We start from the raw sequence: 26,516 nt of genomic DNA on the forward strand, positions 1-26,516 counted from the left end.
GCGTTCGTCTTCGCTCAGCACCAGTTCCACCTTCGGTCGTCCCATCGCCATGCTGATGTCTCCCGTTCCGTTGACGTCAACATGCTACGTGAACATAGATCAGTTAACAACGGAACGGGATACTAGCCACCCGCCGTCGGTGTCATGAAAATCTGACCATCGAAATAATCCTGGACGACGAGCGAGATTACGATCAGCCCCATCGCAAAAAGGTGACCGCAGCCCTGACCTCGGTCGCCGAGCGCCTGCCCGGTGCCTCGATCGCCGGAATGCTGTTGGGCAGCAACGTCGATCAGGCCAGCTCAGGTATCGACGACCTGCGCATCGTTCAGCGCGGGAAGGATCGGCTTGAGCTTCGCGAGCGCACGCGGGCTCCGTCGCGCTACCTTATGCTCGGTTTCCTGCGACATATCGGCATGAATCGGATGACTAACAGACCGATTCATCGCCCCCCGCGAGGCCGCGGTCTCGAATGCAGGCAATCCGATCCGTGCCCCGGAAGCGCGACGAAAACGGCGGTCCTTGCCGTATCGAGGCCCCACATCGGTAGATCGCGCAGTATCCGAGCGCTGCCGACATTCGCGTACACAATCGCACGCGGCGTTTCGCAGATCAGTTGATATGTGAAGCGCAATCGTAATGGCATCTATATCAAATTTCAACTGACATTCTTTCGGACATGATCGCGGGGCCATTCGCTCGGCGGCCGCATCCCGCGAAGAGTGTCGACTGCAGGCCAGCGCACATTTGTCTACCGCGGGAGAGGGGCTTTTCGTCAGCGGATCGGTGGACTTCGCCACGGCCATCGCGTTGTGCCGGGGGGGGGACTAGTGGCAAAACTTTACATAATTGACTCTCTCGTCGGACCGCATGCGAGCATCATCGCGGCTTACAGGGCGAGTCCCGAACGCAACCGAGCCCGTGAGGGCAACTTTTGGGGAATTTTGGCGGGAAACTGCTCGGCGTCCCTTTGCCATCAGGGCATTGCGGTCGATATTGGATTGCCGCTGAGCCCAATATGGGTAGGGAGGCTATCCGCAACTGCGGGAGTCTTACCTGGCGCGTCTCCGCGAGTGATAGTTGTAGTCGGCTGCCTTCCGCCACAACAGTTTTCCGCGATGTGCGCGCCCCGGGTGGCGTGCCGTGTATTGCGCGTTCGACGTGGCCGACTCGTGCGCGAGCACGCGACCTGCCATGTCGAAGTCAATTCCTCCGTCGATCCTTTTCGACGCGGCGCGATGCCGCCGGTCGTGACAGGGACATCCTTTCCCCCCAAGTAGCAGGTGCGAAATTCTTCAAATTCGCATTCCGAAGTAAATGGCGGCGTGAATTGCCGCGGGCCTGGTTTGGACAGCAGGATTTCAGCGATTGCATAATAAATGGGCTTGATTGTGCATTGCGGAAATTTTCCGGTTTACATCAACTTGATCGATGATCCGCGCACCGAATCCGAATGCCTGGATAAGTGAATAAGTGAATTAACGTGGCGATTAAAACGCTGGCGCGATTGTGTGATTTCCAGAAATTATCAATCTGATTGCTGAGCGTATTTCGATTGGGAATGTTTTGTGACATCGGCTTTACAAATCCGATGCATCATCCGGCTGGACGGCAGTCTGGCGGTGCGGAACCCCGATGCGCCGCGTGCAACGAGATTTTCGACCTCCTGATTTTTCCCTCGAAATCTGTCGAAAATGTAAGGCGATTACAAACCGAAATCGCGGACTGATTATTTCGGTTGCTGTGCGTGACTTTATTTGGCAGGATTTTCATCTGGTTGCTCGGTTCAAAAACAACAAAGCGGTCGACAATTCAATTAACCGAAATGACACGCTTCCGGAAGAGCAGCGGTTTGACAGACGGATGACAAAAACAGGTGGCGAGGCGGCGAACAGGCGGCATTGTTCGCAATTGGTGAATCAATCGCTTGCCCGGCAGTGTCGATGCGTCACTGCATCGATCCGGGCGAATCCGACGCGGGGCGGTCATGGCGATACTCAAGAACGGTTCTTCCGGAGAAGCGTGCCTGCTCCGCGCATATCACGTGTTCGGTCGCGATGCCGCGCGCTGCGACACGGTCATCCGGGATGCGTCGGTGTCTCGCGTCCACGCCCATGTCCGCTGGAGCGGCGGGCAGTGGGAACTCCACGATCACAGCAGCAACGGCACGTTGGTTTCGGGCGTTCCGTTGCGCGACGGCGAGCATGCGGTGCTGCAACCCGGCGACGTGATCCGGTTCGGCCGGGCCGGTCTCGCCCCCTGGCATGTCGATGCGCTCGACGATCCGGCCGATACGCTGTGGCCGATACGAGGCGCGGCGCCGCCGATCGTGCTCGCGCCGAGCCAGATCCTGCCGGCCCGCGCCGCACGGCCGGTCACGATCGTCCGGTCGGCGGCCGGTGAATGGCTGTGCGACGACGCGCTTCCACCTCGCACGCTCCACGACGGCGACGAAGTGTCGACCGGCGACTGCACGTGGCGCGTGGCGCTCGTGAGCAGAGGCTCGACGATGATGCTTGCCGTGCCGGCCGATCCGGCCACGCCGGCGCAACTGCTCGAATTCTTCGTCAGCCGTAACGAAGAGCACGTGCGCATGCTGCTGCACGTTCGCGGCGGCGTGGTCGACCTCGGCGAGCGGGCCCATCACTACAGCCTCGTCACGCTCGCGCGCGCACGCTCGGCTGACATGCAGGCCGGTTACGACGCCGCCTCGCAGGGCTGGATCGACCTCGGGCGGCTGGCGCACATGCTCGGCATCGATCCATCCCATGTCAACGTGCAGATCCACCGCGCCCGGAGCCAGTTCGCGGCGCTGCCGGGGCTCGACGCGAGCCTGCTCGTCGAGCGCCGGCGCGGCAGCGTCCGCTTCGGCGATTGGCCGTTCCGCGTGATGCGCGGCGAGCATCTCGAATGCCAGTCGGTGCCGGGCGTCGAGCTGCGGATGGGCGCGCATCGTCCGGTGCCGGGCCAGGTCGTCCATTACTCGTGAACGCGGACGAGCCGGCCGTGATGCCGACCGTGTCCCGCGCCCCCGTCGTGCCGGGAATGCCTGAATCGTGGCAGCCCGCCGCGCCTTTCGCGGCGCTGGCCGGCAAGTGGCATTACCGGCTCGGCGCGCTGCTCGGCGAAGGCGGCAACGGCGTCGTGTTTCGCGCGACCTGCGGCGAAACAGGGCAAGCGGTCGCGATCAAGCTGATGCGCGACGACACCGGGCGGACCGCGGCGGAGCGCGCGCGCCAGCGTGCGCGCTTTCGGCGCGAGACGAGCCTGTGCGAAGCGCTGCGGCACCCGAACATCGTGGCGCTGCTGGACCAGGGGGAAGCGCCGGACGGGCGGCTGTTCGCGGTATTCGAGCTGGTGCAGGGCCGGACCCTGCGTGACCGGCTCGCGGCGGAAGGGCCGCTGTCGGCGGTCGACACGGGGCGGCTGATGACGGAGGTGCTCGACGCGCTCGCGGCCGCGCATCGGCGCGGCATCGTGCATCGGGATCTGAAGCCGCAGAACATCGTGATCACGATGGCCGATGACGGCCCGCACGCGAAGCTCCTCGATTTCGGTATTGGTGCGCTGTTGCCCGGCACGCAAGACATCGCGCGCCAGACCACGACGTTGGAGACCGAGGTGCTCGGCTCCCCGTCATATTGCGCCCCGGAGCAATTGCGCAACGAGTCGCCCACGCCGCGCAGCGACCTGTATGCGTGGGGCCTGGTCGTGATCGAATGCCTGACGGGCGACGTCGTGATGCACGGCGCAAGCGTGGCCGACATTCTCTATCAGCAGCTCAGCCCGGTGGATGTCGCGCTGCCGCCTTCGATCGCGTCGCATCCGCTCGGTTCGGTATTGCGGCGCGCGCTGAACAAGAATCCGGAGCAACGCGCCGCGTCGGCCGACGAACTCGCGGCGCAGTTCCGCGCGCTCAACTTCGCGGCGCTCGTCGGCCGGTTCGAGGCCAGCCGCGCAAGCCGGCGGGTGCATCAGCACCCGTTCGCGCCGCGCAGCGAGACGATCGAAGCGGCCGACGAGTACCGGCAGGTCACCACGCTGTGCTGCTGCGTGACGATCGCCGGGGAGGGCAGGCAACGCCATGCGGGGCCCGATCACGGCGATTTGCTCGACGGTTACGAGGAGCAATGGCTGACGAAGTGCGCCGACATCGCCGTCGGCTATGGCGCGCACGCCGGCGGACGGCTCGGCGACACATTGTTGTTCCATTTCGGCTTGCAGGGCGACATCGACCGGCCCGAGCGCCGCGCGGCGCGCGCGGCGCTCGACATGGTACGGGTGGCCGAGCGCGCGCGGCTGCCGGTGCCGGTGACTGCCGGCGGCATCGGCGGCGGCGAAGGCTGGCGTGTCGAAGTGGCCGCCGCGATTCACGTCGGGCAGGTGCTCGCGCACGCATCGCACATGTCGGGCGTCTCGACGTCCGCCGCGGCGTCGCGATTGCTGAGGCTGGCCGGACCCGGGCAGATCCTGATCAGCGACGATGCGCGGCTTGCACTCGAACGGCATGCCGACCATCGGCCGACTGCAATGCGGTTGACGCGCGCCGGCCTCGTGCCGCAGCCGGTTCACGAATTGCTCGGCGAACGGCGCGCCGATACGCCGTTCGATGCGCTCGACACCGGCATGCGGGCGCCGATGGTCGGACGTGCGCGCGAACTCGACGCGCTGTTGCGCGCATGGCAGGAGACGCTCGCACGGTATCGCCGCGCGATGCGAGGCGAGCCGGCACCGCACGGCGTGCCGCGGCTGGTCGTCGGCGACGCCGGCATCGGCAAGTCGCGCCTCGTGCACGAACTGTGCGAGGCCGTGCGGGGCCAGGGCCACGCGTTCGCCCATTGCGGGTGCCTGCCCGAGCGCGAGAATCATGCGCTGTTTCCGATCCTGAGGTTCATCGGCGCGCACTGGCATATCGATGCGGACAGCCAGGCCGGCGGCGCGCTCGCGGCGATCGACGCGATGATCGCGCCGCTCGAATGCGATCATGCGGCGGCCCGCGCCGCGCTCGCGACCTGGCTGGGGGTGCCCTGCGATGTACAGGGGTTCCTGTGGTCGAGCGCGCGCGAACAGCACGCGCTGTTCGACGTCCTCGAGCAACTGATCGTGTCGCTCGGCAACGGCGCGCCGGTGTTGCTCGTCGTCGAGGACGTCCAGTGGCTCGACCGCTCGACCGAGGATTTTCTCGCGCACCTGCAGCGCTCGCCGCGCGCCGCGGCGCTCGCCGTCGTGTTCACATCGCGCCCCGCCAGGCTGGAGCGCTGGCGCGGCGCGACCGAACGCCTGATGCTGCGCCGCCTGCCGCGCGACGACGCGCAGCGCCTGATGTCCGCGCATCTCGGGCGAGGTGCGTTCGATCCGGCCTGGCTCGACCAGCTGGCCCACCGCACGGCGGGCATCCCGCTGTTCATCGAGGCCGTCGCCCGCGAGCTGATGGCGAGCGGCGCCGACGGCTCGCTCGCGGGGCTGCGGGCAGCGGATCCTTATCCGCTTCCGCTCAGCCTGGGCGGCATGCTCGGGCTCGCGTTCGACCGGATCGACGACGCGCGCGACACCGCGCAGCTCGCCGCGACCATCGGGCTCGAGGTGGATGCGCAACTGCTCGCCGACGCATCGCCACATGATCGGGCCACGCTCGACGCGCACCTGCGGCTGCTGCTCGAAGAGCGGATCGTGTATGCGCAGCACCGGCGCGATCGGGTGTTCTATGCATTCCGCCACGCGTTGATTCGCGATGCGGCCTATGAATCGATGCCGCCCGCGGTGCGGCGGGGCAACCATGCGCGGGTCGGCCGTGCGCTGATCGCGGAAGCCGATCGCGGTGCCGGTGCGCACACGTTCGGTGTCGCCGGGCACTTCTCGCGTGCGGGGGTCCTGACCGACGCAATCGCCCACGGCATCGACGCGTCGCGTCGCGCGCTCGCATGCTCGCGGTACGACGATGCGATCCGCTATGGGCAGTGCGTGTTCGACTGGCTTGGCAACGCCGACTACGCGCAACGCGAACATGACAGCGCGCGCATCCGTGCGACGTTGACGCACGCGACGATGGCGCGGTTCGGCTGGGCGGATCCGCAGGTGCGCGAGCATGCGGAGCAGCTGTTGCGACAAATGCAGACGCTCGACGACCCGGAGCTCGAGATCAGCGCGCTATGGACCTTGTCGACCTACTACCACGTCGCGGGCGATCGTCCCACCGTGCGCGGGATCGGCGTGCGGCTCGATGCGCTCGCGAGCAAGCGCGGCGACGCCGGGGTTCAGGTCGCGGCGGATGCGATGCGCGGCATGAGCCTGTGGGTCGACGGCCACTATGCGCGCGCCCGCGCCGCGTTCGACGCGGTGCTGGCAGGTTACGACGTGCGGCGCGACGCGGACCACCGGCGCATCCTCGGGCTCGACACGCGCGCGTGGACGATGGCGGCGCTGGCCAGCGTGCGCTGGTGCATGGACGACGATCCACAGGCCGCGCTCGCGTTGGCGCGCGACGCGGTGTATAGCGCGACCTGCCTCGACCATTTGCCGACGCTCGGCGTCACGATGATGTACCTCGCGCGCACCTACCAGCTCGCGGGCGATCGCGATGCGGCGCTCGCGCTGTCGGAAGCGATCCTGCGCCTGTCGGAGGTTCACCGGTTACGCGCGGTCGGGCACTACGCGGCGATCATTCGCGCGTGGGCGCAAGGGGATCGTGCGGGTGTCGTCGCGCATCTCGATGCGCAGCGGCAGTCGGGCGGACTGCTCGGGCTGACCTATTACGCGTCGCTGCTTGCCGAGCTGGATGCCGCGCGCGGCGATTACGGCGCCGCGCTCGCCTGGATCGAACAATGCCTCGCATCGTGCGAGTCGACCGGGGAGCGCTATTACGAAGCGCAATTGCTGCTGAAGAAGTGCGAGTACTTGCGCCTGGCCGATCCGCGATGCGGCGGCGTGGCCGCGCTGGACGCGTGCCGGCGCGCAGTCGAAATTGCAACAACGGCGGGCATGGGCCGCATCGCCCGGTTCGCCGGAGCGCTGTTGCAGTCGTTGCCGTAAGTGGTTCCATTCGTCAATCAGGAGAGCAGAGAGATGAGCAAGGATCTTCGATTACCGACGTACGAACAGTTTCTCGAATACCGTGCCACCGTCATCCGGGCGATTGCGCTGGCGTGGCATTCGCCGGCGTTTCTCGACGAACTCGAGGCCGATCCGATCAAGGCGCTGCGCGAGCATTTCGACTATCACTTCCCGTTCCGGCTCGACCTGAAGGTGCAGCCCAAATCGTCGGTGTGGACGCCGACCGTCAACGGCGACTGGACGGCCGGCCGCAGAAACAAGCTCACGCTGTACTTGCCGCCCGCACCGGCGGACGAAGCGCAATTCGCGCAGGCGCTGGCCGCCTACAACGCGAACCACATCACCATCATGGAATGACCTCGGGGAAACCGACATGGCAAACAACAACGCCAATCCGACGCTCGAATCGATGCTCGAGTTCCAGAAGGTCTACCTGCGCGCCATCGCGCTCTCATGGCGGGACCCGGAATTCAAGGGCGAGCTGCTGGAGAAGCCGCTGGAGACGCTCGCGAAATACTTCGGTTACCAGTGTCCGTGGATCGTCGACATCGAGGTCGTCAAGACGCCCGGGGGGCATGGCTGGACGAACCACGGCAACGGCAGCGGGAGCTGGAACCTGCCGCGCAACGTGATGACGGTCGGCATACCGGAGCAGCCCGCGATCCTGGACGAGGAGGCCGTCGCACTCGCGGCCTACTGCGACGCCGGGCCGAGCTACCTGTTCACCTGCTGCTGACGCGGCGCGGCTGCGCCGTGTGCCGTCGCGCGGCCCCGAGGCAGGCGCCCCGGGGTCGCGCGACGTTCGTTTACCTGCCGCATGGAACCCCACGATGCTCGATGACCTTTCGCGCGTGTTGCGCTTCAAACCGCATTTGCTCGTGCTCGATGCGGGGCCCGAGACCCTGTTCGTCGTCGACGAATTCAAGCGCGTGATGCTGTCCGGCGCGATCTTCGTGCAAATCGCGGCCTGCTTGCGGGCGCGGATGACGATCGCCGAGATCGTGACGTCGCTCGCCGGTGCGTTCGGCGAATGGGACGTGCTCGCGCGTCTCGATCAACTGATGCGTCGCGGGTACGTGCGCGCCGACGCGCCGCACGACGACGATGCGGCACGCGGCTTCTTCGAGCGCGCCGGGCTCGACGGCGACGCGGCCTGCACGCACGTCGCGCAATTGCGCGTCGCGGTCGAGCGGTTCGGCGCCGACGATACGGCGCTCAGGCGCGCGCTCGACATGGCCGGCATCGACGTCGTGACGGATGCCGGGCTGACCGTCGCGATCGCCGATACGCACGACCGCGACGATCTCGCCGCGTGTGCCGCCCGCGTTGCGGCGCGCGGCGGGGCGTTGCTCATCGTGGCGGCCGGCGGCGTGCAGACGCTGATCGGGCCGTTGCTGGCCGGCAGCGGCGCGCTTGCCGACGCGCCGTGCATCGAATGCGTGCGCTACTGGATTCGCATCAACCGGCCGGTCGAAGCGCTGCTCGCGCGCCGTCATGGCAACGACGCGACGCGTCTGCCCCAGGCCGCGTCGCGTGCCGCGGCGTCTGCCGCGGCGGCGCTCGTGGCGGCGACGGTCGAGCAGATTGCCGTCAATCCCTCGGCATCGGAACGGGCGCAGACCCATCTCGTGGCGCAGCGCATCGACACGCTGGCCGCCGAGCGGCACCGCGTGCTGAGGCGCCCGCAATGCCCGTGCTGCGGCAATCCTGCGTGGATGCGCGAACAGGCGGCACGGGCGCCGCGCCTGACCAATGATGCGCCGCTGGCGCGCGCCGACGGCGGCTACCGGACCGCCGATCCGCAACAGGTGTTTGCGCGTCATGCACACCTGATATCGCCGGTCAGCGGCGCGATCGCGTATCTGCATCCGATGCCGAAGCGGCACGCGGGCCTGCGCAAGGTCTACGCATCGGGCTTTCTCGTGTGCCCGGCCGCGGTGCCGGGCAGCAACCGGTTCGACAGGATCTGCTCCGGCAAGGGCCGTACCGACGAGCAGGCCCGGGCGAGCGCGCTATGCGAGGCGCTCGAGCGATTCAGCAGCGTGTATCAAGGCGACGAGGCGACGCTGACGGGAAGCATGGAAAGCCTGCTCGCCGATCCGGCGTGCGACGCCGCTCCGATCCACGTGAACGACCTTCAGCAGTTCAGCGACCGGCAATTCGACACGCGCGAGGCGATCAACGCGTTGACCCGCGATGTGCGCAAGCAGGTGCCGCCGCGCTTTACGGCGCGCGACGTCATCGACTGGACGCCGGCCTGGTCGCTCGTGACCGGCCGGCGCCATCTCGTGCCGCTGAGCTACTGCTACGCTGAAACGCCCGACAGTGCGCAGGCGCCGGCCGCCTGCGTGCACAACCCGAACGGTTGCGCGGCGGGATCGAGCGTCGAGGAGGCGATCCTGCACGGCATGCTCGAATTGGTCGAGCGCGATGCGGTCGCGATCTGGTGGTACAACCGGATTCCGCGCCCGGGCATCGAACTCGCGAGTTTCGAGGATCCGTATTTCGATGCGCTCGTGCGTGAGTACGCGACGTTCGGATGGCGTTTATGGGCACTCGACATCACCGCCGATCTTGGCGTGCCGACCGTGGCCGCGCTGGCGGAAAACCCGCAGGACGGGCGCTTCTCGATCGGCTTCGGCTGCCATCCGGACGGCCGTATCGCGGTGCAGCGGGCGCTGACCGAAGTGAACCAGTTGCTCGATGTCGCGGCGGATGCCCCGCACCCGTGGGATCGCGACAAGCTTTCGGATACCGGATTCCTGTATCCGGCGACGGATGTGCGTTGCACGGCGCGCTCGACGTGGCAGCCGATCGACGCCGCGTCGTTGCCGGCGGCGATCGCGGATGGCGTCGGACGCATCGCGGCGGCCGGCATGGATGTGCTCGTCGTCGACAAGACGCGGCCCGACATCGGTTTGTCCGTGGTGCAGGTGATCGCGCCGGGGCTGTGCCATTTCTGGCCGCGTTTCGGCGCGCCACGGCTCTATTCGGTTCCCGTTCGGCTGGGTTGGCGCGGGCAGCCGTGCCGTGAGCCGGAATTGAACGAGGCGCTGCTGTTTCTTTGATGCGCCGATCGCCGCAAGCGGGCGGCCCGGCACCGCCTCGACCGCGGTCGTACGGCGGCGCTCGGCCCGCTTGCCCGAGTGCCGCCGCACGGTGTCGCGTCAATGCCGGCCGGTGCCGCGACGATCGACCGGCGTCACGCCAGCGCCTGGGCGGGAAGGCGCTTCGCGACGGCCTCGTCGGACTTCAGCGACGCGGCCAGATGCAGCGCGGTCGTCGTCATGCCGCCCAGGCCGACGATGACGAGCAACGCGAGGAGCGAGATGCCCTCGGTCGAGGCGACCACCGCCTTGACGCCCAGGAAGCGGAACACCTGGCTGGTGATCGTGTCGACGAACAGTTCCGCCGCCTCGATGCCATCCAGTTCCTCGCCGCTCTTCACGGCCCACACGATCCCCAGGGCCAGCCGCGCGCAGCCCCACAGGTTGACGGTGACCTGATCCACTTCCGCGGGGATCTTGTATTTCTTGCCGGCGATCTTGAGCGCCCCGGCCCGTCCATAGCCCACGACGGTGTTCAACAGCCACAGCAGGTTGTTGAGCCCTTTGGCGTCGTTGCACGAAAAGCCGCCCGCATCGCTCGCGATCATCCACGGCACGCTGAAGAATGCGGAGCCGAAGCCCATGAACAGCGAGCCGGTGCCGATCGCCTCGACCTCGACCTCTTCGGTTTGCAACGCGATCTCGATGGTGTCGAGAATGGTCGCGGCAAAGATGCAGACCGACGCCGACACGCCGAAGAAGATCGAGATGGCCGATTTCTGCTCGGCGCTGACCATCAGCGACACGTCGGACTTCGGCGCGATCCCGCTCTGCTCGGCCAGCCACTGCGCGGTGAACGACGACTTGAAGCGGGTCACGCTCGCGGCGTCGGGGAACGGCGCTTCATGTTTCACCAGCTTGTACAGCAACGTGCCGGGAATCGCGACGATCGTCGAGAACAGGTCGCACACCTTGAAGCTCAGCGACGAGCCGGTGATCAGCTTGTAAAGCTGCGACACGAACGGGATTTCCCATTCCGTGTTGAACAGCGCCTTGATCGCGCCGATCACGTCGCCGACCAGGTCGAGAATCGTCAGGACCAGCCCCTTGGCCGCGCTCAGTGCAAACTGGGTGACGGCTTCCATCACCTTGACGGTGCCGGCGAACAGCAGGTCGAGCACGCGATCGGGGGTGCGGCCGATTTGCTCGAAGTACGTGGCGGCGTCGTGGAACGCGTTCTTGCCCTGACCGAACTCGAAGTTGTCGGCGACGTCCTTCAGCTTCTCGCACAGGTCCTGGAGCGGATCGGCGGCGAGGGCCAGCGCATCGCCGCGCGCCAGCACGCGGGTCGATTTGTAGTTGTCCGAAAACGCGTTGAGCAGCACGTTGTGGCTGGTCGATTCGTCGATGCGCGGGTCGGGGCGATCGACGTCGTCCGCGTACTGGCCGATCGCGAGCTTCGGATCCAGTTGCGCGAGGAACGTGTTGACGGCCTTGTCGATCTCCGTCTGCAGGTGATCGAAGCCGGCCGTCACCTGGCCTTTCACGGCATCGACCGCCAGGAGCAGATAGTCGAAGGTCGCGTCGAACGTATGGCGGGTCGCCTCCGCCGACCGCTTGATGTCGCCCCATGCGAAGAAGAAGGCCAGCCACTCGTACAGTTCCTTGAAGAACACCTTGATCTTGTTCCAGATGCCCTCGACGATGTCGAACGCCTGCTGGAAGAGCTTGATGGTCTTGTCGATCAGGTACGTCACGCCGTCGATGAGGAAATTGAAGACGACCTTGATCTCGTTCACGAGGCGCGTGACCGGATCGACGATGGTCGTCACGACGAATTCCTTCAGGCCGTCGACGATGCGGCCGACGCCGTTCTTGATCGCGTTCCAGATATCGCCCCAGTCGATGCCGAGGAAGCCGGCGTTCGCCAGGGTTGCATCGCCGGACGACGCCAGTGTGCGGGAACGCAGCAGGTACGCGCCGGCCTGGTCCGCGGTCAGGTCGTCGTAGTGCACGCCGGTATCGGTGAACGACACCCGCCAGTGCTGCGCGGGGACGTCCTCCGGCACGAGCGCGAACGGATCGGCGGTGCCGCGCACCGTATGCCGCAGCCCGACGACGGAGCGGTTGGCGCCGAGGTAACGCCGGCTCCGGGCCGCCGCGTTCGCCGGCATGCCGAACGACATCGACTGCCGCATGATCTTCGCCATGTTCTCGGCGTTGTCGCGGGTCCGGAATTCCCCGGTCAGCAGGTAGGCGCCGGAGGCGGTCTTCGCGTTCCAGACGGCATCGGTGTCGACCGCGTGCATCTTCTCCTGCAATGCGCCGTTCGGCTCCACGGTGACGCCTTCGCCCGGCTGCATGTACTGCGTGCGGACGTGGTAGCTCGGGCTCGCGAGGCTGTTGGTGAAGCGCTCGATCACCACCTTGCCGCCGCCGCCCGACAGCACCGGGATCGTGTAGTCGGGGCTGGCCTGGTAGTACAGGCCGTTGATGCGCAGCGGCACCATCGACGCGGCATCGATCTGGACCTGCGCATTGACGGCCAGCTGACCCGCGTCGTCGAGCACCGTGATTTCCGTTGCATGGGTCGGCACCGACGTCATCTCGCCCGAGCCCTGCAGGCGGATTGCCTCGTTGGTCCACTGGGTCGTCTTCGGATCCTGCCAGAAGCGATACAGCTTGCTGTCCGACGACACGGAATACGCTTCCGAGTAGCCGGCGGCATTGCGGCCGACGGTGAATTTCGTGTTGGGCACCGGGTTGCCGAGTTCGAACAGGCTCGACCAGCTCACCTTGTTGAGCCCGCTGCTGATCTGCCGCGTATGGTAGAGCCGCTGATCCTTGCCGATCGCGAAGATCTCGAGCAATCCGCCGGCGTTGATGACCGCCCGCAGCGACGTCACCGGGGCCGCGTTGCTGACCAGCACCCAGTCGTCGAACTGGATGCCGGACGTGCTGTACTTCTTCTCGCGCTTTTGCCAGATGCCGAAGTCGGTATCGACGATGAAGATGTTCAGGCGTTTCTCCTGATCGGACACGACGGCGAGGTCGATCGCCTTCTTGTAGCCGAGCGTCGTGAAGTAGGAGAACCGGAAATCGCTCTGAGCGAACAGCACGGCGTTGTCCGGGCCGATGGCGAACAGCGACTGCTGCACCGGATCGTTCGCGCACATCGCGATGCGCTTGACGGTGGCGTTCTCGGTGCTGTCCTGGCTCTTGCGGATCGGCACCCAGTCGGTCGACCCCCAGGTGCCGTCCTTCCTCAGGTAGCTGCTGCCGACTTCGTCGTTGTCGAGCACGACGTTGACGTAGACGTTGCCGAAATTCCGGGTTGACAGCATCTGCTTGAGCGGGCGTTTGGCGCCGGCGGGCTGGCAGTCGGCCTGCGCGTAGCGGCCGTCCTTCCATTGGCTGAGCGTCAGCTTGCCGTTGGTGCCGATGCCCAGGAGGTTGGGGTTGTCGTAATCGTCGCTGCGCGCGAGGTAGGGGCTGACCTGGCTGGCGGTGACGCCCAGGTCGGCTTCGGCCCAGCCGGTGTCCGACTGGTTGTCCGCGCGGATCCGGTAGACCTTTTGCGCGGTACCGGACGAATAGATATCGAGGCGTCCGGCGGAATTGAGGAACGTCGAGATGTCACTCGCGCCGGTGACCGGGCGGACGATCTCGTAGCTTTCCATCAGACGGGTGCTGACCTGCAGGCCCGATTTCGGATCGGGTGCGTTGCCGTAGAGCGAAGCGGACAGGGACGGCGGGACGGTATGAACGCCAGGCATGGAATCTCTCCAGTTGAAGGGGTGGGCGGTGACGGCTAGGGCGTGTCGCGCGTGAGCGTGCGCGCCGTTTGCAACAGGGGCGCGGTCCAGAGCCAGCGCCGGTCGGTGGACGAGAAGACGGTGGCGTGCGCGCCGGCATGGGGAGCGAGCATGCCGGCCAGCTGCGCGGCGGCGGGTGCGAAACCGGCCACGCCGCGCCGCGCGCCGCGGCGCAGCGCATGCACCAGTTCCCACAGGTCGGGGTAGAACGCAGTCAGCCGTGCGCGATGCGCGGGGTTCTCCGCGACGAACGCGATGGCGTCGAGCACGGTGTCGCGCGCCGCGCGGCAGGCTGCGTGGCCGGCGCAGCCAAGCGAGGTCAGCGCCGTCGCGACGTTCGCGTTCACGCACGCATCCACCGGATTGGGCGCTGCACGGCGGTCGAGCCAGGTCCGGCATGCCCCTTGTGCAACCCAGGGATCGACGGACTCCGGACGGTAGTGCAGCCGCCACGGATGCAGCGCGCGGTCCAGCGCGTCGACGGCCTGGGCCGCGCTGCGTCGCCCGAACCGGGCGAGCAGCGTCAGCGCGAGCGCGGTGTCGTCGGCGTCCGCGGGCAGATCGACGCCCAGCCAGGACGGCATGCGGTCGGGCGGGTAGAAATGAAACGCGCCCGCGCAGGTCCGCGATGCGCAGTGCTCGAGGAAGTCGAGGCCGCGGGCGATGGCGCGATCGGCCGTGCCGGCCGGCAGGCGCGCCAGCTCGTCGAGGACCAGGGCCGTGACGAACGCATTCTCGTCCGCGTAATGGCGGTCGCCGACGGTCACGCTCGACGGGAACGCGCCGCTCGGCCGTTGCGCGGCGATGAGCGCATCGAGCGATGTGCCGGCGACGCGGGCGGGCAGCGTGGCGCTCATGACAGCGTCTCGGGCTGGTCCGGCGTCAGCCCGATGGCCACGGTCGCGGGCTGGTCCGACGCCACGACGATGCCGAACATCCCGTGCCGTGTCACGAACCCGCTCGCGTCGGCCAGCGGTTCGCTCAGCGCGCGATAGAAGTGCGTGTTCCATCCGCGGGCGGCGGCGACACGGAGCACCGTTTCGCGGATGCGTCCGTCGCCGCCGAACAGGTCGTTGGCGACCGCGTACAGCGTGAAGGTCGACGTGCCGTCCGGGCCGGCGCCGATGCTGACGCCGAAGTCGGCCGCCGGCAGCGTGGCCTCGATGGCGCTGCAGCAGGCATCCTGCAGCAGACCGAGGACTTCGTCGGCGCGGTGCGCGAGTCGCGCCGACGCCATCAGCAGCGGCACATCCGCGCGGAACAGCCGGCGCGTGCGGAGATAGAGCTCGGCCCGCCGGCCCGCGGGCTGCCAGCCGGCCATGACGGGCCACGCGCCGCGCCGGACGATGCCGGACAGGTCGCCGAGATGGCGGGTGGCCCAGGCCAGCGCGTGCTCGGCGCCGCGCTCGGGTACTTCCGCATAGAGCTTGAAGCGGGGCTTGCCGTCGCCGTGCCGGCCGCCGATCCACGCGCCGTACGCGAGCGCCGCGTTGCCCTGGAAGGACGCGATCGCCGCGAGATCCGCCGGTTCGATCGATTCGTCCGATAGCGCGGCGATGGCCGCGGCCGCGCGGCTCAACCGGCGTGCAGGCGGAATGTCGGGGCCGGCGGGCTCGACGGTGTAGCGCAGTTCCGGGCGGCCGAACGCGATGGAGATTTCCACCGGAAAGCCGCTGCGTCCCAGCTTGCTGTCGTTCCAGGCTGCGGGTTCCGCCGGCGAACGGTCGCGCAGCAGGTGGCGCAGCGCGGCGTCCGGCGCGGGTGCTGCGACCTGGCGTGCCGGCGTCCCGTACGAGGACGCCAGCGCCAGCGCGCGCTGCACTGCCGGGTGGAGTTCGGCCATGGGCATGGTGGGCGTTCGTGCGTGAAGGCCGCGGTCAGGATACGGTCGGCGGCAGCGACAGATTCGGGTTGTCGCTGGCCGCCGGCGCCTTGTGCAGCGGCGATGTGCCGTCGGCCGGATAGTAGGTCGCCGACCACCGGAACGTCGGGCCGTAGGTTCCCGACGGCGGCAGGTAGGCCCACCACGCATCGCCGCTGTTGCGGTCGAAGGCGATGGTCTGTTCGTTCTCCCGTTTCGCATCGCTGCCGGTCCACAAGGTCGCTTCCACGCGGACGTAGCGCCCCCAGGAGACCGATTGGGCGGACACCTGGACCGTCGCGATCTTGATCTCCGGCCCCGCGGGCGTCATCTCGAATGGCGACCGGGTTGGCACGATCTGCTTCGTCTTGCCGCCGCCCTCGGGCGTTGCCATACCCGAGAAAAATAGCGCGACCCGCGCCGGGTCGACCGCGGCGACACGCGTTTCCCAGGTGGGTGCGCTCGGGGTGAGGCTGATCGGCAGCAAGGTGGTCTGGAGCTGCCAGCCGGAACCGACTTCCCGCGTCTGGACCGACGTGAGCGTGATCGCGCTGTAGAGCGGCGGCGTGGTCATCATGCCGGGCGCGAAGACACGCACGAGCCGCGTGCTGAGCGGATAGGGCACCTCGAAGCGGCCCTGCGGCACCGCCTCGCCCGCGAGATTCGTCGACCCGCTGGACAGCGCATAGGTCAGGCCGGCGACCAGCGGCTGCGCACGATCGTAGTCCTGGCCGGGGCGCAGCAACAACGACCGCTGCACGCGCGACAGCTCTGCGGTCTTGGGTTTGCTGTCGTACTGCCAGGACAGCGTCACGGTCTGGACCACGTCGAAGTCGATCTCGTCGCTGGCCAGCAGGATGCGGCCGACATCGTCGAGTACGATCGATTGCGCGCCGTCGCTCGAGCGGGCGGGCGCCGTCCACGCCGGCGTGCCGTCGGTATAGGTGACCGTCCAGTCGTAGACGAACCACGCCTGTTTCGGCGGTGCGAATGGCAGCGAAAGCGTCACGCTCGGCTGCGTCTTGCCGAGTGTGGCAGTCCTGACCACGCCGTCGTAGCCGGTCACGCGCAGCGCGACGGCGGCGACCGCGAACGCGTCGAAATCGGCCGCGACGATCGAGAAGCTGACCTCGGCCGGCGGCGCGGGGATGACGGCGACGCCCTGCGTGGCGACGCCCGTGCCGGATCGCCGGGCGCCGTCCGTCATCGTGTAGTCGGCGGTCCATTCGACGATGCCGGGACTGGGCAACGCGAAGCACCACACATACGGCCGCTCGCGGGAGAACGCGTGGGACTTCCCGCCGACGGTGACCCGAACCGAGGAGACGGCGCTCCAGTCGAGCGTGTCGAGCAGCGCCATGAAGGAGACGGGCTCGACCGGTCCGCCGATGGTGGCCTCGGTGCCGGTGAAGGCGACCGGGGGGCGCACGACCTGTTCGCTGGCCTCGTAATCGAGCACCGAGGAATAGAACGCCTGCCCGGTGTCGGCCGCGGTCACGTCGACCTGCCACGTGCGCTGTGGCGTGTCGGCGTCGAGGACGAGCGTCGTTTGCCGGTAGGCGTCGTTGACCGGATCCTTGAACTCGAGCAGCAGCGTCGCACGCCGCGGGGCGGGAGGTGACGCGGAGCCGGATTCGGTCGCCAGCTTGACGGTGTAGGTGAGGGTCGTCATGGTCGTGCGCCTCGGTCGGTCAGGATGGCGGTCAGGCCAGGTCGGTCTCGTCGGCCTCGTCGGTCTCGGCGAGGTCGCGCGTCATGACGTCGCTTGCCGGCAGCGGTACCGAGTAGACCGGCTTCGTCCCGCCTTTCGCGTCGTGGGGCAGGGTCAGTATGTTGCTGTCGTAATTGCCCGACGGGCCGGGGATGCCGCGTTCGCTCCCGACTTCGAAGTAGGTCAACGCGTAGTGGAATTCCGTCGTCGCATCGACTTCGCGCGAGAAGGTGTAGTAGTAGGGCGACGGGAAGACTGTGGTGCCGTTCGGGAGGGTCACGGGGTTGAATTTCTGGGAATCGATGTCGGTCTTGCCGTATTTCGACGTGCGGTACACATCGACCGTGACCTGGACATACGCCTTCCAGTCGACCAGTGACGGATCGAAGGTCACGGTGAAGGGCAATTCGACCGGGAACAGGTTCAACGAGAATGCCGGCTGGTTGCCGTAACGCACCTTGCGGACCGTCACGGTTTTGCGCGTGTTGTTCAGGTCGCGGTAATAGACCGTGCCGTCGACCTGAACGGTCGAGGTGTTTCGCTGGACGTTCTGATATGTCCAGGTGCTGGTGTAGGTTTCTTCGATCTTCAAGTTGGTGAAGTTGTGCGTCTGGTGGTCCGGGCTGTCCGGCTGGTCCGTGTAGTCGGTCGACAGCGAGATGCCGGTGATGGCCGGCCGCGCAATACTGCCCCCCGGGATTGTGTCGTTCGTGACGTTGACCGTGAAGTAGGCGGGGCTGATCATGCTGTAGACGGTCTGGGTCTTGCTGTTCACCACCGGGTACGCCGACTGCGGCTGGTTGACGATGATGTTGCCGTTCGTCAGCACGTAGGTGACGGTGTAGGTATAGGCCGCGCCACTCGGCTGATAGCTGTGGCTCCTGAATTGCACGGCCTCGCGGTTCTTGATGACCTTGCGTTGATCGACGTACAGCTTGCCGTCGGCGGTCGGCAGGTACGTGAAGTCGATCAGCACGAAGTCGACCTCGTTCTTCGGGTTTTCCGACGCGAACGCGATGTTCGAGCAGATGAACTCGGCTTGCTGGTAGCCGAGGTCGGTGTTGGAGATCTGAAGCTGGTTGCTGCTGCTCTTGAGCTTCGGCGACGTGAAGCCATCGCCGCTTTCGGGCTCGACCTGGTACCAGTACGTGTATTCCGAAACGAATTTCTTGCCGGCGTCGAAGAAGCCGTTGGAATGGTAGGACCACGTATTGGCGCTGGTGGCCGTGAATGCGTTGGATTCCGCCTGACCCTTGCCCGGATAATCGATGGTCACGGTGACCTTCTTGATGCCCGCGCTCTTCAGGTCGGCCGACATCGTCACGGCCACGTCCAGCGTGCGGTTATCGACCGTCTTGTCCAGCCGGCTCCAGACATTCTTGTCGAAGGTCGGCAGGAAGCCCTGCGGCATGATCGTCCAGTCGATGACCTCGTTTTCCTCGTAGACGCGCGTGAACGAGCCGATGGAGTTGATGCTGAAATCGTCGGCCGCGCTCGCGCCGAGGCGGCGCGCGACGTCGTCCGCGGCTGCCTGGACCAGCCCCTCGAGCGTCGTGAACGCCCAGTCGTGGACGCGTTGCCGGAACTCGTCCGACGGCTGCACCGACCAATCGAGTTTGACCTTGCCGGAATCCGACTTCTGCATGTATTCGCGGATCGTCGTGCGCCGCCCGGTCTCGCTGCCCCAGACGTTGCGGTCGATCTGGACCGTCTTCTGGTAGCTGGCGGCGATGGCGCAGTCGTAGGTCACGGTGGCCTTGACGGCCGGCAACTGGCTCAGCGTCGTGGCGACGTACTGGATCGACCAGGTCGACAGGCCGACGCCCGTGTCGAAGATGTCGCGGATCGTCTTGACGTCGGCGGCGGTTTTCAGGTCGATGATGAACGTCGCCGCGTTGCTGCCGAAGTTGGACGGCGTCACGTTGATCTGCGTGTCCGGCTGGCCGGACGGGAGCGTGAGCGTCAGGAAAGCCTGGGCGTCGTTCCACGTGAACTGGCCGAATTCGATGCCCTGGCCCAGGACGTTCTTCACGGCCTGGTAGGCCTCCTGGTCGATCACGAGCTCGGCCGTGAACGTCACCGTGCCGGCCGAGCCGCTGTTCGTCCTGAACTCGGTCAGCGAGAAAGCGGGGAGCGTGATGCCGTCGACGGTCTGGGTGGCCAGCTGGGGCTTCGGCACGATATACCAGAGATTGGTGTTCTTGAAATCGCGATAGACAGTGACACTCTTCTTGTCGTTGTCGTACTTGATGACTCGGGAATCCTGAATGTTGATCATTTCCATCTCCGGTTGAGAACGTGCGGTGCGTTATATCGAGTCAGGCAGGGATGCGCGCGCGGTGTGGCGCGAATACCCGCCTTGGATCGGAGGCCGGGTTAAGGTGCCGATTTTCTGAATTGCCCTGTTCCGGACAGGTGCCGGGTTGATGCGCCAAGCTCGCGGATCCTTCGGGGCGATCGAGCGGGTTGCGTCGGCGCGCCGAATGTACAGGTGGAAATTAGGCAGTTTGGAGGGGCGGTTCAATTACACTCGATTACGCCTGGGGCGGCGGCGTGAAATCGATCGGCGGACAGGCGCGGCGCGGCGTGCGGGCCGGAGGCGGGCGGCCGCGGCCGGGAAAACTTGATCGGTAAAAGCCCTGAAGCGCCGTGAATTATTTCCCGGCTATAGTGGGTGTGCTGGCGGCAGGCGCGGAGCCTTTTCCCGATGCCGGCCAAGGAATGACTGTAGACGGGTGCTGTATGAAAAACAAAACCGACAAGACCACCGGACCGATCTGGGGCGTGGCGGCAGGATTGCTTCTTGCTGTCGCCGGATTGAGTCTCGGCATTTTCCCCGAAGCCCTGCGCCATTCGGGAGGCGCAAACGACTTCATGGCGTCCGGCGCCGCGATGCTGGGCATCTTCCTCGTCGTCTATTCCACACGCGAACTACGCAGAAAGCGCGCGCACTGAGCGCCCGCGCGTCCGCCGATCCACGAAATACGCCTGAGCCGGCCGCCGGCTCAGGCGTGCGCTCGTCCGTCGCGCGCTACGACTGGGTAATTTCGTGTTGGTAAACGAGTTCGACGATTCGCTTCGTCGGAATGCTGGCGCGCAATCCGTCGACGCTGTCGATCGGAAACCACTTGCATTTCTCGATCTCGTTGTTCGCCTGCGGCGTCTGGTCCGGGGCGACTTCCGCGAAGAACACGTGATGGATCTTGGCGAGCCCGGTGAACTGCATCGAGTACGCGAGAGGCTGGCCGGTCATGCCGGTTTCTTCGCACAACTCGCGATGTGCGGCTTCGAGCGGCGTTTCCCCGCGCTTGATCGTGCCGCCAGGAAGGGCCCAGCGCGACGCCGCGCGGGCGACGAGCAGGACGTGTTCGCCGCGGTAGCAGACGATGGTCGCGCGTTCCTTGACCGGGACGGCGCTCGTTTCGGGGGCGGTGTTGGGGGCAGGGGCTTGGGGCATGCCTTGATTCTAACCAGCGCGAATCGATCGGCCAAGGCGGCCTGACCGGGTTTGACCTTTGAGCGCCGACGGCACGCGGCCGATTGCCCGGAGACACGTCGAACGTGCAGGGTGGGGTGCGGGACACATGGCAGGGTCCGGCCGGGCCGGACGCCCTTGCGAGGGGTGGGGGTATGCCGCTTCGCATCGCCGCGGGACGTTACGATCGCCGGACTGTCCGTACGCGCTTTCTCTGCGAGCAAGCCTCGCATGGAGCCCGATACGGCGCGCTCAAACGCGGCCGCCGGTAACGTGGGTCGCGCAACCATCGGGAAACCCGCCATGAGGATCATGATTGTCGGCGCCAGCAGAGGGCTGGGCCGTGCGCTCGTTGAAGGCGTCTGCCGCGCTGGCGACACCGTTATCGGCGTATCGCGCAGGCGTCCGGACGCAGTGACGTTGCCGCCGGGTGTCGAGCTTCGGTGGATCGAGGCCGACATGGCGTCGCCTGCCGAAGCCGCCGCGCACATTGCGCAGGCCGCGCCGTCCGCGTTCGATGTGCTGATCTGCAACGTGGGTATCTGGGAGGCGTCAGCCTTCACTGGCAGCTACGCATTCCTGGGCGAGTCGGACGATGCGATCGTCGATCTGGTGAACGTCAACATCACGGCCACGCTGCTGCTGCTCAAGCGCCTGGTGCCGCGCTTGCTGCAATCACGCAAGCCTCAAGTCATCCTGACCGGTTCCACGTCCGCGCTTCGGCAAAGCGGGCGGCCGGAAGTTGCGTTCGGCGCGTCGAAGTTCGCGCTGAACGGCGTGGCCGATGCGTTGCGCGAAGGATTCAGAGGGAGCCGGCTGGCCGTCACGTGCCTGCAACTCGGCAATCTCAATACCGACGATGCGTTGTCCGTTCCGATCGAAGAGGCCGCGGCGCGCGGCGATGGCGGGCTGGTGCCGGTTCACGACGTGGTGGCTGTCGTGCGCACGCTGCTGCATTTGTCCGATGCCGCGTTCGTACGGGAACTGGTGATGCCGGCGATAGCGGACGAGCGGTTTTGAGGATGATGCGGCGCGGCACGCAAGCGGTGCGACGGGTGGCGTGGCCGGAATCGGCCGGTTGGCGATGCGTTGATCGCACAGCCTGCACCGGGAGCCGCGGGTGCCGACTGGCACGACACGCGGTGCGGCCCGTCAGGCGCACCGCGCGTCGCGCGGTTCATGCGCTTACTTCTTTTCCGGCAGGAACCAGTTCATCACGAGCGCGCAGATGCCGCCCGTTGCCACACCCGATTCCAGCACGTTCTTCAGCGCGTGCGGCAGGCTGTTGAGGATGTCCGGCACCTGCGACACGCCGAGGCCGAGCGCGAGCGACACCGCGATGATCAGCAGTGCGCGACGATCGAGATGGACGCCCGCGAGGATGTTGATGCCCGATGCGGCCACCGCGCCGAACATCACCATCGCCGCGCCGCCGAGCACGGGCTCCGGCACGGCCTGCAGCACGCCGGCGACGACCGGGAACAGGCCGAGCACCACGAGCATCCCCGCGATCCAGATGCCGACGTAGCGGCTCGCGACGCCGGTGATCTGGATCACGCCGTTGTTCTGCGCGAACACGGAGCTCGGGAACGTATTGAACACGCCGGCCAGCAGCGAGTTCGCGCCGTTGACGAGCACGCCGCCCTTGATCCGTTGCATCCACACCGGGCCTTCGACCGGCTCGTTCGAGATCTTGCTGGTGGCTGTGACGTCGCCGATCGCTTCGAGCGACGTGACGAGGTAGATGATCAGCATCGGCACGAACAGCGACCACGAGAAGCCGATGCCGAAGTGCAGCGGCGTCGGGACCTGGAACAGCGCGGCCTGGTGCATGCCGGTGAAGTCGAGGCGGCCGAGGAACGCGGCCGCGAGATAGCCGATGACGAGCGCGATGACCAGCGCGGTGCTGCGCACCCACACGATCGGCACGCGGTTCAGCAGGATGATCGTGCCGAGCACGAGGCCCGATAGCGTCAGGTTCTCCGCGCTCGCGAACGTGCCCTTGGCCATCGCGCCATAGCCGCCGCCCATGCTGATGAGGCCGACCTTGATCAGCGTGAGGCCGATCAGCAGCACGACGATGCCGGTGACGAGCGGCGTGATCAGGCGCTTCACGAACGGCAGGATGCGCGACACGCCCATCTCGACGAACGACCCGGCAATCACGACGCCGAAGATCGCGGCCATCACGGTTTCGACCGGCGTGCCTTGCTTGACCATCAGGCTGCCGCCGGCGATCAGCGGGCCGACGAAGTTGAAGCTGGTGCCCTGGACGATCAGCAGGCCGGCGCCCAGCGGGCCGAAGCGCTTGCACTGGACGAAGGTGGCGATGCCGGAAATGACCAGCGACATTGACACGATAAGGGTCGTATCCCGGCTGGACACGCCGAGCGCCTGGCAGATCAGCAGGCCGGGCGTGACGATCGGCACGATGATCGCCAGCAGGTGCTGCAGCGCGGCGACGAAGGCGACCATCGGCGCCGGCCGGTCGTTCGGGCCGTAGACGAGGTCGCGGGTCGAATCGGCGGCGTCGGCGCCGTGGGCGGCGGGTTGGGCGGGGGAGGCGGGTTGCATGGCGAGCGGGCCGGACAAGGTGGAAAGTGCGGCATTTTAGCCGAACGGCCCGCCGCCGCCGTCAGGGGCGCTGCAATAGCGGGGATTCGACGAATCGGGAAACGGTGGCGGATCGGCACCCGGGCGGCCGTGAACGCGGCGTCCGTCCGTCAGCGGGCCTGCCGCGACGCGGGCGCGGTCGGGGTGGTGGTCGGGGCCGTGGTCGCACGGAACCCGGGCAGTTCGGGAATCCGCCGCTCCATGAACTGCAGGAACGTGCGGGTCCGGAGCGGCAGATAGCGGCGCGACGCGTACACGAGATGCAGTTCGTGCGGCGGCACCATGTCCCACTTCGGCAGCAACCGCACGAGCTGCCCGCTGTCGATCAGGTCCTGAACGAGCCACGCGGGCCCGCTGCCTACCGCGTTTCCCGCCAGGAAGCACTCCCGCAGCGCCATCGAGCTGTTCACGCGATACCGGCCGTGTACTGGAACGACGACCTGCTCGTCGCCGCGGGCGAAGGTCAGTTCGTTGCCGATGTCCGCGCGTGCGTAGCCGACATATTCGTGCCTGGCCAGGTCTTCCGGCCGGCGGAGCTTCGGCGCCTGCGACACGTACTCCGGCGTGGCGACCAGCAGGCGCGGCGACGACGCGATGTGGCGCGCCACGGCATCCGGCGGCAGCAGGTGGCCGAGGCGAATGGCGACATCGACGCCTTCTTCGACCAGGTCGATCACGCGGTCGGTCAATTGCAGCTCGACCTCGATCTCCGGCCACGCGGCGAGGAATTCGAGCACGAGCGCGTTCAGCCTCAGCTCGCCCAGCCCGAGCGGCACGTTGACGACCAGCTTGCCGACCGGCCGCACCGTTTGCCCGCGCACCTCGGCGACCGCGCTCGCATATTCGTCGATTACGCGCTTGCAGCGATCGTAGAACCGGCGCCCTTCGTCGGTGGGCGCGAGGCTCGTGGTCGAGCGTTCGAGCAGGCGAACGCCCAGTTCCTGTTCGAACGCGGCGACGATCTTGCTGATCGTCGGCTGGCCGGTGCCTTCCTCGCGCGCGACCGCGGAGAAATTGCCGAGTTCGATCGCGCGGACGAACACGCGCATGGCTCGCAGCGAATCCATTTCATTCCTTTTTGGCATGAAGCTTATTCAAGTCTCCCACGTTCCTGCGCAACAGGGAATGACCTAACGTTCGTGAACCTTCAACCCCTGATGAGGAGTCGACATGAACGAGGCAACGCAATCTTCTGCACTGGACGGTGCACACGTCGTGGTATTCGGCGGGAGCTCCGGAATCGGCCTCGAGGCGGCGGCGGCCGCGAAGGCGAACGGCGCGAGCGTCACGCTGGTCGGCCGGACCCGCGCGAAGCTCGAGGCTGCCGCGCAAGCGATCGGCGGCGCGCGCATCGCAGTGGCCGACATCGCGGACCGGCATGCGGTGCAGGCCGTGTTCGACACGATCGCGCGCGTCGATCACCTGGTCATTACCGCCGGCCGCTTCATTGCCGGCAAGCTGAACGAGACCGATCCCGATCACCTGCTCGCCGCGCTGCAGGAGCGGATCGCCGGGCCGGTCTACGCGATCCGGGCCGCGTTGCCGCTGATGCCCGCCACCGGCTCGATCGTGCTGACCGGCGGGCAACTGTCGGATCGTCCGGCCGCACACGGCACGTCGGTCATTGCCGCCGCCGTGCGCGGCGTCGAGGCGCTGGCGCAGTCGCTCGCGCTCGAATTGAAGCCGATTCGCGTGAACGTCGTCGCGCCCGGCTTCGTCGAAACGCCGCTGTATGACGCGTTCGGCACGGAAGCGCGCGATACGATCCTCGCGGGCGCGGCATCGGCGCTGCCCGGCGGCCGTGTGGGGCGTGCCGATGAAGTGGGGGAAGCGATTGCGTTCCTGCTCGGCAACGGCTTCATGAATGGCGAGATCCTGCACATCGACGGCGGTGGCAGGCTGGTCTGAGCCGCGCGTCAGCTTGCGGTGCGCGTGTCGGTGCGGCGCACCGGTGGGCGCGGCGCGCGGCCATCCGGATACGCGCGCTGGCAGACGGCGATGACCGCATCGCGCAGGCGGCGATGTACCGGGTCGCCGTGCATGCGCGGATGCCACAGCGCGGAAACGAGAATTTCGGGCAGGTGCTCCGGGATCTCGAAGCTGCGCAGCCCGAGGGCCTCCGTGAGCCCCGGCGAGAACGCGTTGCCGAGACTCGAGCGCGGCACCAGCGCGATCAGGTCGGTGCTGGCCGCGACCCGCATCGCATCGGGGTAGCCCGGTACGACGACCTGCACGGTGTGGCCCGGGCGGGCCCTGTCGGTCGAGTCGTCGGCCGGCCCGCCGAAATCGCCGAGCTGCGACGCGATCACGTGACGGCAGGCCGCATAGCGTGCGGGCTTGATCCTGCCCGACGCGAACAGCGGATGCCCGGCGCGCGCCACCGCGACGTGCCAGTCGTGAAACAGCATGCGCGTGTGCAGCTCGGGGGCATCGTCGCCGCGCTTGCCGATTTCCAGGTCGACGGTGCCGTCGCGCAGCGCTTGCGGATCGCGGTCGGGCTTCGGGACGAAGCGGATGCGCACCTGCGGTGCGATTTCGCCGAGTGCGGCGACCACCGGGCCGGACAGCATTTCCATGAACGATGCGGCCGCGCGGAGGGTGAACGTGGATGCGTGCGTCGCGATGTCCACGTCGGCCGTCGCCGGCCGCAGCACCGCACGCGCATCGCTTGCGATGGCATGCACGCGGTCGCGCAACGCGGCCGCGTGTGGCGTCGGCACGAGCTTGCGCCCGGCGCGCACGAGCAACGGATCGCCGGTGGCGATCCGCAGCCGCGTGAGCGTGCGGCTCATCGCGGACGTGCTCAGGCCAAGCCGGCGTGCGGCACCGGTCACGCTGCCTTCCGACAGCAGCACGTCGAGCGCCGTGACGAGATTCAGGTCGATGTCTTCCATGCCGACAGGATACGCCACCGTGCGATTTGACACGGCGTTCGGTGCAACTA

At 66.9% G+C, this 26,516-nt stretch carries 17 protein-coding genes; 8 read left to right on the forward strand and 9 right to left on the reverse strand.

Going from position 1 to position 26,516, the window contains the following annotated elements:
• Positions 1-1,987: 1,987 nt before the first annotated feature.
• From QZM67_RS32215 to QZM67_RS32235, 5 genes are all read left to right on the forward strand, one after another.
• Complete coding sequence (locus tag QZM67_RS32215) at positions 1,988-2,989, forward strand: FHA domain-containing protein (RefSeq protein WP_301809531.1); 1,002 nt, start codon at positions 1,988-1,990, stop codon at positions 2,987-2,989.
• A complete protein-coding gene (locus QZM67_RS32220) occupies positions 2,986-7,029 on the forward strand; it encodes a TOMM system kinase/cyclase fusion protein (RefSeq protein WP_367620455.1) in 4,044 nt (1,347 codons plus the stop codon). The genes QZM67_RS32215 and QZM67_RS32220 overlap by 4 nt, the downstream gene beginning before the upstream one ends.
• A 33-nt stretch (positions 7,030-7,062) precedes the next feature.
• A complete protein-coding gene (locus QZM67_RS32225; protein WP_043179516.1) occupies positions 7,063-7,407 on the forward strand; it encodes a BMA_0021/BMA_0022 family TOMM bacteriocin in 345 nt (114 codons plus the stop codon).
• 16 nt (positions 7,408-7,423) lie between these two features.
• Positions 7,424-7,786, forward strand: coding sequence for a BMA_0021/BMA_0022 family TOMM bacteriocin (locus tag QZM67_RS32230; RefSeq protein ID WP_043179514.1), 363 nt, complete (start codon positions 7,424-7,426; stop codon positions 7,784-7,786).
• 94 nt (positions 7,787-7,880) lie between these two features.
• Positions 7,881-10,118 carry a TOMM precursor leader peptide-binding protein gene (locus tag QZM67_RS32235; RefSeq protein ID WP_301809536.1) on the forward strand — a complete coding sequence of 746 codons (2,238 nt, stop codon included), beginning with the start codon at positions 7,881-7,883 and terminating at the stop codon, positions 10,116-10,118.
• A 134-nt stretch (positions 10,119-10,252) separates the two neighbouring features.
• Here QZM67_RS32235 and QZM67_RS32240 read toward each other — a convergent pair whose 3' ends face one another.
• The 5 genes from QZM67_RS32240 to QZM67_RS32260 are packed head-to-tail and all read right to left on the reverse strand — an operon-like array spanning position 10,253 to position 19,762.
• Positions 10,253-13,873 carry a hypothetical protein gene (locus QZM67_RS32240; protein ID WP_301809538.1) on the reverse strand — a complete coding sequence of 1,207 codons (3,621 nt, stop codon included), beginning with the start codon at positions 13,871-13,873 and terminating at the stop codon, positions 10,253-10,255.
• Positions 13,874-13,908: 35 nt separating this feature from the next.
• Positions 13,909-14,769, reverse strand: a complete 861-nt coding sequence (locus tag QZM67_RS32245; RefSeq protein WP_301809540.1) for a hypothetical protein — start codon at positions 14,767-14,769, stop codon at positions 13,909-13,911.
• Positions 14,766-15,761 (reverse strand): hypothetical protein, encoded by a 996-nt coding sequence (locus QZM67_RS32250; protein WP_301809542.1) that lies wholly within the window; start codon positions 15,759-15,761, stop codon positions 14,766-14,768. Before QZM67_RS32250 ends, QZM67_RS32245 begins: the two co-directional genes overlap by 4 nt.
• Positions 15,762-15,789: 28 nt before the next feature.
• Positions 15,790-17,445 carry a hypothetical protein gene (locus QZM67_RS32255; RefSeq protein ID WP_301809545.1) on the reverse strand — a complete coding sequence of 552 codons (1,656 nt, stop codon included), beginning with the start codon at positions 17,443-17,445 and terminating at the stop codon, positions 15,790-15,792.
• A 31-nt stretch (positions 17,446-17,476) separates the two neighbouring features.
• Positions 17,477-19,762 (reverse strand): hypothetical protein, encoded by a 2,286-nt coding sequence (locus QZM67_RS32260; protein WP_301809546.1) that lies wholly within the window; start codon positions 19,760-19,762, stop codon positions 17,477-17,479.
• A gap of 464 nt (positions 19,763-20,226) precedes the next feature.
• Between QZM67_RS32260 and QZM67_RS32265 the strand changes: the two genes are divergently transcribed.
• A complete protein-coding gene (locus QZM67_RS32265) occupies positions 20,227-20,439 on the forward strand; it encodes a hypothetical protein (protein ID WP_175025188.1) in 213 nt (70 codons plus the stop codon).
• A 76-nt stretch (positions 20,440-20,515) separates the two neighbouring features.
• On the opposite strand, the gene QZM67_RS32270 is transcribed toward QZM67_RS32265, so the two are convergent.
• Positions 20,516-20,941, reverse strand: coding sequence for an NUDIX hydrolase (locus QZM67_RS32270; protein ID WP_301809550.1), 426 nt, complete (start codon positions 20,939-20,941; stop codon positions 20,516-20,518).
• A gap of 249 nt (positions 20,942-21,190) precedes the next feature.
• Here QZM67_RS32270 and QZM67_RS32275 point away from each other — a divergent pair, with 249 nt between their 5' ends.
• On the forward strand, positions 21,191-21,979 hold the full coding sequence (locus tag QZM67_RS32275) for an SDR family oxidoreductase (protein WP_301809553.1): 789 nt from the start codon (positions 21,191-21,193) through the stop codon (positions 21,977-21,979).
• Positions 21,980-22,144: 165 nt separating this feature from the next.
• Here QZM67_RS32275 and QZM67_RS32280 read toward each other — a convergent pair whose 3' ends face one another.
• Together QZM67_RS32280 and QZM67_RS32285 are read right to left on the reverse strand one after the other, a co-directional pair.
• On the reverse strand, positions 22,145-23,533 hold the full coding sequence (locus QZM67_RS32280; RefSeq protein ID WP_301809554.1) for a nucleobase:cation symporter-2 family protein: 1,389 nt from the start codon (positions 23,531-23,533) through the stop codon (positions 22,145-22,147).
• A gap of 149 nt (positions 23,534-23,682) precedes the next feature.
• Positions 23,683-24,639, reverse strand: a complete 957-nt coding sequence (locus QZM67_RS32285) for a LysR family transcriptional regulator (RefSeq protein ID WP_301809557.1) — start codon at positions 24,637-24,639, stop codon at positions 23,683-23,685.
• Between the two features lie 103 nt (positions 24,640-24,742).
• Between QZM67_RS32285 and QZM67_RS32290 the strand changes: the two genes are divergently transcribed.
• Positions 24,743-25,480, forward strand: coding sequence for an SDR family oxidoreductase (locus QZM67_RS32290; RefSeq protein ID WP_301809560.1), 738 nt, complete (start codon positions 24,743-24,745; stop codon positions 25,478-25,480).
• An 8-nt stretch (positions 25,481-25,488) separates the two neighbouring features.
• Here QZM67_RS32290 and QZM67_RS32295 read toward each other — a convergent pair whose 3' ends face one another.
• Positions 25,489-26,466 (reverse strand): LysR family transcriptional regulator, encoded by a 978-nt coding sequence (locus QZM67_RS32295; protein ID WP_301809561.1) that lies wholly within the window; start codon positions 26,464-26,466, stop codon positions 25,489-25,491.
• Positions 26,467-26,516: the final 50 nt, after the last annotated feature.

Origin of the sequence: Burkholderia sp. AU45251 (genome assembly GCF_030482905.1) — a bacterium.
Taxonomy (GTDB): Bacteria; Pseudomonadota; Gammaproteobacteria; order Burkholderiales; family Burkholderiaceae; genus Burkholderia; species Burkholderia aenigmatica.

Excerpts from the sequence above, each read along its gene's own strand:
- QZM67_RS32260 (WP_301809546.1), bottom strand. The coding sequence starts at position 19,762 with ATGATCAACATTCAGGATTCCCGAGTCATCAAGTACGACAACGACAAG.
- QZM67_RS32245 (WP_301809540.1), bottom strand. The coding sequence starts at position 14,769 with ATGAGCGCCACGCTGCCCGCCCGCGTCGCCGGCACATCGCTCGATGCG.
- QZM67_RS32235 (WP_301809536.1), top strand. The coding sequence starts at position 7,881 with ATGCTCGATGACCTTTCGCGCGTGTTGCGCTTCAAACCGCATTTGCTC.
- QZM67_RS32290 (WP_301809560.1), top strand. The coding sequence starts at position 24,743 with ATGAACGAGGCAACGCAATCTTCTGCACTGGACGGTGCACACGTCGTG.
- QZM67_RS32280 (WP_301809554.1), bottom strand. The coding sequence starts at position 23,533 with ATGCAACCCGCCTCCCCCGCCCAACCCGCCGCCCACGGCGCCGACGCC.
- QZM67_RS32295 (WP_301809561.1), bottom strand. The coding sequence starts at position 26,466 with ATGGAAGACATCGACCTGAATCTCGTCACGGCGCTCGACGTGCTGCTG.
- QZM67_RS32265 (WP_175025188.1), top strand. The coding sequence starts at position 20,227 with ATGAAAAACAAAACCGACAAGACCACCGGACCGATCTGGGGCGTGGCG.
- QZM67_RS32215 (WP_301809531.1), top strand. The coding sequence starts at position 1,988 with ATGGCGATACTCAAGAACGGTTCTTCCGGAGAAGCGTGCCTGCTCCGC.
- QZM67_RS32225 (WP_043179516.1), top strand. The coding sequence starts at position 7,063 with ATGAGCAAGGATCTTCGATTACCGACGTACGAACAGTTTCTCGAATAC.
- QZM67_RS32255 (WP_301809545.1), bottom strand. The coding sequence starts at position 17,445 with ATGACGACCCTCACCTACACCGTCAAGCTGGCGACCGAATCCGGCTCC.
- QZM67_RS32230 (WP_043179514.1), top strand. The coding sequence starts at position 7,424 with ATGGCAAACAACAACGCCAATCCGACGCTCGAATCGATGCTCGAGTTC.
- QZM67_RS32270 (WP_301809550.1), bottom strand. The coding sequence starts at position 20,941 with ATGCCCCAAGCCCCTGCCCCCAACACCGCCCCCGAAACGAGCGCCGTC.
- QZM67_RS32240 (WP_301809538.1), bottom strand. The coding sequence starts at position 13,873 with ATGCCTGGCGTTCATACCGTCCCGCCGTCCCTGTCCGCTTCGCTCTAC.
- QZM67_RS32285 (WP_301809557.1), bottom strand. The coding sequence starts at position 24,639 with ATGGATTCGCTGCGAGCCATGCGCGTGTTCGTCCGCGCGATCGAACTC.
- QZM67_RS32250 (WP_301809542.1), bottom strand. The coding sequence starts at position 15,761 with ATGCCCATGGCCGAACTCCACCCGGCAGTGCAGCGCGCGCTGGCGCTG.
- QZM67_RS32275 (WP_301809553.1), top strand. The coding sequence starts at position 21,191 with ATGGAGCCCGATACGGCGCGCTCAAACGCGGCCGCCGGTAACGTGGGT.